The sequence below is a fragment of the Pseudomonas sp. B21-032 genome (genome assembly GCF_024748965.1).
GTDB lineage: Bacteria > Pseudomonadota > Gammaproteobacteria > Pseudomonadales > Pseudomonadaceae > Aquipseudomonas.
Map to the genome: position 1 here is coordinate 323,047 of NZ_CP087180.1, position 6,462 is coordinate 329,508.

The 6,462-nt window shown below is 62.5% G+C and carries 7 protein-coding genes; 4 read left to right on the forward strand and 3 right to left on the reverse strand.

The genetic code is table 11. From position 1 onward, the window contains the following. The first annotated feature begins 71 nt into the window (after positions 1-71). The 3 genes from LOY54_RS01425 to LOY54_RS01435 all read left to right on the forward strand — a co-directional run bounded on the left by LOY54_RS01425 (position 72) and on the right by LOY54_RS01435 (position 3,194). Entirely contained in the window at positions 72-1,490 is a 1,419-nt protein-coding gene (locus LOY54_RS01425) for an FAD-dependent oxidoreductase (RefSeq protein ID WP_045193948.1), read from the forward strand. 179 nt (positions 1,491-1,669) lie between these two features. Beyond that, positions 1,670-2,734: a uroporphyrinogen decarboxylase gene (hemE, locus tag LOY54_RS01430; RefSeq protein WP_093377152.1), complete on the forward strand. Its 1,065-nt coding sequence runs from the start codon at positions 1,670-1,672 to the stop codon at positions 2,732-2,734. A gap of 112 nt (positions 2,735-2,846) precedes the next feature. After that, positions 2,847-3,194 (forward strand): YgiW/YdeI family stress tolerance OB fold protein, encoded by a 348-nt coding sequence (locus tag LOY54_RS01435; RefSeq protein WP_258608922.1) that lies wholly within the window; start codon positions 2,847-2,849, stop codon positions 3,192-3,194. Positions 3,195-3,257: 63 nt separating this feature from the next. Here the strand turns inward: LOY54_RS01435 and LOY54_RS01440 are convergent, their stop codons facing one another. Continuing rightward, positions 3,258-4,487, reverse strand: a complete 1,230-nt coding sequence (locus LOY54_RS01440; RefSeq protein ID WP_371128663.1) for an MFS transporter — start codon at positions 4,485-4,487, stop codon at positions 3,258-3,260. A gap of 152 nt (positions 4,488-4,639) precedes the next feature. Between LOY54_RS01440 and LOY54_RS01445 the strand changes: the two genes are divergently transcribed. Further along, complete coding sequence (locus tag LOY54_RS01445; protein ID WP_045193945.1) at positions 4,640-5,530, forward strand: LysR family transcriptional regulator; 891 nt, start codon at positions 4,640-4,642, stop codon at positions 5,528-5,530. Positions 5,531-5,540: 10 nt separating this feature from the next. Here LOY54_RS01445 and LOY54_RS01450 read toward each other — a convergent pair whose 3' ends face one another. Beyond that, complete coding sequence (locus tag LOY54_RS01450; RefSeq protein ID WP_045193944.1) at positions 5,541-5,987, reverse strand: hypothetical protein; 447 nt, start codon at positions 5,985-5,987, stop codon at positions 5,541-5,543. Positions 5,988-6,002: 15 nt separating this feature from the next. Then, the gene (locus LOY54_RS01455) at positions 6,003-6,446 is read right to left on the reverse strand and encodes a hypothetical protein (RefSeq protein ID WP_045193943.1); all 444 of its coding nucleotides are present in this window, start codon (positions 6,444-6,446) and stop codon (positions 6,003-6,005) included. Positions 6,447-6,462: the final 16 nt, after the last annotated feature.

A 6,462-nucleotide genomic window follows, 5' to 3' on the forward strand; every position in this document is an offset into this window, starting at 1 on the left:
TTTGCCGGCCCACGTGATCGTCTTGCAGCTTGCAGCTTGAAGCTAGCAACTGCGGTAAAGAGGTATTGAAAATGGCTGAACGTCTCAGCAATGACTTCCAGTTCATCGAGGTCGGGCGCAAGGATCCGAAGAAGAAACTGTTGCGTCAACGCAAGAAAGAGTTCGTGGAAATCTACGAACCCTTCAAACCCCAGCAATCGGCCGAGCAGGCCCACCGCTGCCTGGGTTGTGGCAACCCGTACTGCGAGTGGAAGTGCCCGGTGCACAACTTCATCCCCAACTGGTTGAAGCTGGTTTCCGAAGGCAACATCCTCGCCGCCGCGGAGCTGTCGCACCAGACCAACACCCTGCCGGAAGTCTGCGGCCGGGTGTGCCCGCAGGATCGCCTGTGCGAGGGTGCCTGCACCCTTAACGACGGCTTCGGCGCGGTGACCATCGGTTCGGTGGAGAAGTACATCACCGACACCGCCTTCGCCATGGGCTGGCGCCCGGACATGTCCAAGGTCAAGCCGACCGGCAAGCGCGTCGCCATCATCGGCGCCGGCCCGGCCGGCCTGGGCTGCGCCGACGTATTGGTGCGCGGCGGGGTAACCCCGGTGGTGTTCGACCGCAACCCGGAAATCGGCGGCTTGCTGACCTTCGGCATCCCCGAGTTCAAGCTGGAAAAGACCGTGCTGAGCAATCGCCGCGAAGTCTTCACCGGCATGGGCATCGAGTTCCGTCTCAATACCGAGGTGGGCAAGGATGTCAGCATGGAGCAACTGCTCGAGGAATACGATGCGGTGTTCATGGGCATGGGCACCTACACCTACATGAAGGGCGGCTTTCCCGGTGAAGACCTGCCGGGCGTGCACGATGCCCTGGACTTCCTGGTGGCCAACGTCAACCGCAACCTGGGCTTTGAAAAGTCGCCGGAAGATTTCGTCGACATGAAGGGCAAGAAGGTCGTGGTCCTCGGTGGTGGCGACACGGCGATGGACTGCAACCGCACCTCTATCCGCCAGGGCGCCAAGGCCGTGACCTGTGCCTACCGTCGTGACGAGGCGAACATGCCTGGCTCGCGCAAAGAGGTGAAGAACGCCAAGGAAGAGGGGGTGAAGTTCCTCTACAACCGCCAGCCGATCGCGATCGTCGGGGAAGACAAGGTCGAAGGTGTGAAGGTGGTCGAGACCCGTCTCGGCGAGCCGGACGCCCGTGGCCGCCGCAGCCCCGAGCCGATCCCGGGTTCCGAAGAGATCATCCCGGCCGATGCCGTGGTCATCGCCTTCGGTTTCCGTCCGAGCCCGGCGCCGTGGTTCGAGCAGTTCAGCATCCAGACCGACAGCCAGGGCCGCGTGGTGGCGCCGGAGAAGAACACCTACAAGCACCAGACCAGCAACCCGAAGATCTTCGCCGGTGGTGACATGGTCCGCGGTTCCGACCTGGTGGTGACGGCGATCTTCGAGGGGCGCAATGCTGCCGAGGGGATCTTGGATTACCTGGGCGTCTGAAAAAGCTTCGCGGGACAAGCCCGCTCCTACAGAACCTGTGTAGGAGCGGGCTTGACCCGCGATGAATTCAACAAAATCTATTGACCTATCACAAGTCGATAGACAAAAGGCACGGTTGATACCGTGCCTTTTACGTTGGGCTCTGAGAAAATGCCCCCACTTTTTTTCCGGATGCCGACATGACTGCCTTGAAGAACGATCGTTTTCTGCGCGCCCTGCTCAAGCAACCCGTAGACGTCACCCCGGTGTGGATGATGCGCCAGGCCGGCCGCTACCTGCCGGAATACCGCGCCAGCCGCGCCAAGGCCGGCGACTTCATGAGCCTGTGCATGAACCCGCAGTTTGCCTGCGAGGTCACCCTGCAGCCGCTGGACCGCTACCCGCTGGACGCCGCGATCCTGTTCTCGGACATCCTCACCATCCCCGACGCCATGGGCCAGGGCCTGTATTTCGAAACCGGCGAAGGCCCGCGCTTCAAGAAGGTCGTCAGCACCCTGGCCGATATCGAGGCGCTGCCGATCCCTGATCCGCAAAAGGACCTGGGCTACGTCATGGACGCGGTCAGCACCATCCGCCGCGAGCTCAACGGCCGGGTGCCGCTGATCGGCTTCTCCGGCAGCCCCTGGACGCTGGCCACCTACATGGTCGAAGGCGGCTCGTCGAAAGACTTCCGCAAGACCAAGGCCATGCTCTACGACAACCCGCAAGCCATGCACCTGCTGCTCGACAAACTCGCGCAGTCGGTCATCAGCTACCTCAACGGGCAGATCCTCGCCGGCGCACAAGCGGTGCAGATCTTCGACACCTGGGGCGGCAACCTGTCGGCGGCGGCCTACCAGGAGTTCTCCCTGGCCTACATGCGCAAGATCGTCAGCGGCCTGATCCGCGAGCACGAAGGGCGCAAGGTGCCGGTCATTCTCTTCACCAAGAACGGCGGCCTGTGGCTGGAAAGCATCGCCGATGCCGGCGCTGATGCCCTGGGCCTGGACTGGACCTGCGACATTGGCGAAGCGCGCCAGCGCGTCGGCAGCAAGGTTGCCCTGCAGGGCAACATGGACCCGACCGTGCTGTACGCCAAGCCAGAGGCCATTCGTGCCGAAGTCGGGCGCATCCTCGCCAGCTACGGCAAGGGCAGCGGTCATGTGTTCAACCTTGGCCACGGCATCACCCCCGAGGTTGATCCGGAGCACGCCGGCGCGTTCATCAACGCCGTGCACGAGCTGTCGGCGCAATACCACCAGTAAGCAGCGCTGCAACACGAAAACGCCCGGCCTATGCCGGGCGTTTTGCTATTAAGGTTCAATTCAGCCTGCCTGGGTAATCTGGCTCCATCGAAACCCAGACAGGATCTTCACCATGAAAACCCGTTACCTCGCTCTGCTGCTTGCCCCGTTGTTCAGCACCACTGCCCTGGCCGCCGGCTACACCGGCCCTGGCGCCCAGTCGGTGACCACGGTGGCTGCCGCTAACGACGCCGCTGACGACACCCCGGTTGTGCTGCAAGGCTACGTCATCAAGAAAGTGAACAACGATGACAAGTACGAGTTCAAGGACACCACCGGCACCATCACCGTCGAGATCGATGACGAAGACCTGCCGCCGGTGGCCTTCAACGACAAGACCAAGGTCAAGCTGACCGGTGAAGTCGAGAAGCACCTGATGAGCCGTGAAGTGGATGTTGATCTGGTTGAAGTGATCAACTAAAGAATGCATCGCGGGGCAAGCCCGCTCCTACAATGGGAGCGGGCTTGCCCCGCGATTTGAATTTCAGGCCTTGGCCGGCAACCGGCTCAGGTGCACCGCCACCAGCAACGCCACCACCAGCAAGCTGCCAATGAACAGGCCGATGCCGTTCCACCCCGCCTGATGCCAGAACACCCCGCCCGCTGTACCCGCCACACTCGACCCCGCGTAGTAACTGAACAGGTACAACGACGACGCCTGGCCCTTGGCCTTGGTCGCCCGGCGGCCGATCCAGCTGCTGGCCACTGAATGCGCGCCGAAAAAGCCGAAGGTGAACACCAGCATGCCGACGATAATCAGCGCCAAGGGGCTGAGCAGGGTCATCAACAAGCCGCTGAACATCAGCAAAATGGTTGCCCAGAACACCTTGCGCCGGCCCAGCTTGTCGGCCAGGGCGCCGATCTGCGCCGAGCTGTAGATGCCCGACAGGTACACCACCGACAGCAGCCCGACCAGCGCCTGGCTCATGTGATAGGGCTCGGCCAGCAGGCGATAGCCGATGTAGTTGAACAGGGTGACGAACGCGCCCATCAGCAGGAAGGCTTCGAGGAACAGCCACGGCAGGCCTGCATCGCGAAAGTGCAGGGTAAAGCCGTCGAGCAGGCTGCGTGGGTGCAGCGAGCGCGGGCGGAAGTTGCGCGATTCGGGGAGGATCTTCCAGAACACCGCCGCTGCAATCAGCGCCAGGCCACCGATCACCAACATCGCCGTGTGCCAGCTGACGAAGTCGATCAGCACCCCGGTGATCAGCCGCCCGCTCATGCCGCCGATGGCATTGCCACCGATGTACAGGCCCATGGCCAGGCCAATGTGCTGGGGGTGGATCTCTTCGCTCAGGTACGTCATGGCTACCGCCGCCAGGCCGCTGAGCGACAACCCGAGCAGCGCGCGGGTCAGCAGCACGCCGTGCCAGCTGGGCATCAGGGCGCTGACGATGGTGCACAGCGCGGCGCAGAACAGGGCGAAGACCATCACTGGCTTGCGCCCGATGCGGTCGGAAATCGGCCCGGTGATCAGCAGCCCGAAGGCCAGCATGCCGGTGGACACCGAGAGGATCAGGCTGCTCTGCGCGGCGCTGATGGAAAATTCCTGCGACAGCAGCGGCATCATTGGCTGTACGCAGTACAGCAGGGCAAAGGTGGCAAAGCCGCCGCAGAACAGCGCCAGTACGGTGCGCAAAAAGGCCGGGGTGCCTTTTTCGATCCAGCTTTCGTTAAGGGTGGCGACGATTTCGTCCAGCGGAGCAGGGGGCAGTTCGTGGGCGTGTGGCGCAACAGCAGTTTTCACGGGGGACCTCGGGGCACTACGGCCTGTCAGGCAGTGAAAAAAGCATATAGCTGGCTAATGATCATTTCCAATATATTGTTCGACCTGTTTAAGAGGTTTTACGACCTATTGGAGCCGCCATGGAATTGCGTCACCTGCGCTACTTCATTGCCGTCGCCGAAGAGCTGCATTTTGGCCGGGCGGCGCAGAACCTGGGGATCTCCCAACCACCGTTGAGCCAGCAAATCCAGGCCCTGGAGCAGGAGCTGGGGGCGCGCCTGTTCGAGCGTACCAATCGTCGGGTCGAGCTCAGCGAGGCCGGGCGGCTATTCCTTGAAGAGGCGCGGCTGGTGCTGGCGCAGGTCGACAAGGCCGCCGATGTCGCCCGGCGCGCGCAATTGGGCGAGCTGGGCGAGATGAAGATCGGCTTCACTTCGTCGGCGCCGTTCAATTCGAGCATCCCCAAGGCCATTCACGCCTTTCGCCAGCGCTTCCCGGCCGTGCACCTGAACCTCAAGGAAATGAGCAGCCGCGACGTGGCCGATGCCTTGCTCGACGAGTCGATCGAAGTCGGCCTGATGCGGCCGTTGGCGTTGCCCGAGAGCCTGAATGCCGTCGAGCTGTTTCGCGAGCCGCTGGTGGCGGTGATCAATGCCGCTCACCCGTTGGCCGAGGGCAGCGAAGCCGGGGTGCACATGGCCGAGCTGGCCCACGAACCCTTTGTGTTTTTTCCGCGTAGCTACGGCAGTGGCTTGCATGCGCAACTGCTGAGCCTGGCACGTCAGGCCGGGTTCAGTCCGCATTTTGCCCAGGAGGCGGGAGAGGCGATGACCATTATTGGCCTGGTGGCCGCGGGGTTGGGGGTGTCGGTGCTGCCGGCTTCGTTCCAGCGCATGCGTATCGATGGCGTGGTGTACCGGACCTTGCTTGACGACGACGCGGTGACGGCGGTGTGGCTGGTGCAGCGCCGCGCTGCGCCGTCGGCGATGGCCAGGGCGTTTGCCGAGCTGTTGACCCGGCAAGCCCTGTAACGCAGCTGAGTTACTGGACCTTGGCCAGGTCGCCCTTCAGCGCAACGCCCGCCATGACCGCGCCGGCGTGGCATTCGTAGGTGGTGGCGTCCTTGCGCTCGTTGCGCTTGTAGTAGCTGCTGATGTTGGTCACGGCGTTGGCGCCGACCTTGCGCGCGGCGTCCTGCATGGTCAGCAGCGCCGATTGCAGGGCCCATTCGCAGGCCGCTTCATCAGACTTGTTGAAAGCGTTGGTCTTCTTGTTGGTGATCGCCGCCGGGCTGACCACGGTGACCTTGCCTTTTGGCTGCACGCCGGCCAGGTAGAACTTCACCGAACCGTCGAGCTTGTTCTCGGCGGTCATCTGCGCCACGACTTTCTCGAACGGCAGGTAGTGAGTGGTGTCGCGAGCCTGGCTCAGGCCGGGCAGGGCGCAGAGCAGCAGAGTGGCGGTGGCGGTCCAGGTTTTCAGACGCATTGTGTCGTTCCTTGATTATTTGACAGTGTTCGAGTGCTGTTCGTTGATGGCGCGTTGCACCATGTTTTGCGCTTCCATCCTGTTCAGCTCTTGCAGGATGCTTTTGTCGAGGTTGTTCACCCAACGGTTGTAATTACGGTGAATCTTGCCGTTCTTGTAACCCAGCTCGCGGCTGTCGCGGTAGTTGATGCGAAAGTTGCTGACGCTGTAGCGGATGTCGATGGCGGCATAGAAGGTATTGCGCACCAGGATGTCGGCCTGGATCAGGTTCGGGCTGACCGTGCGTGCGGTCCAGCCGCGCTCGGCGACGGCCTTGAGGATGGCCTGCTGCACTTGCTCGTGGCTGTAGTTGTGGCCGACCACAAGTTGCTCTTGCGGGGTCAGTACCGGCTTTGAGGTACAGCCAGCCAGGCCCGCCAGGGCCAGGCCGAGGACAGCGGCGCGAATCAATGAAGACATTCCTTTCTCTCCAGCA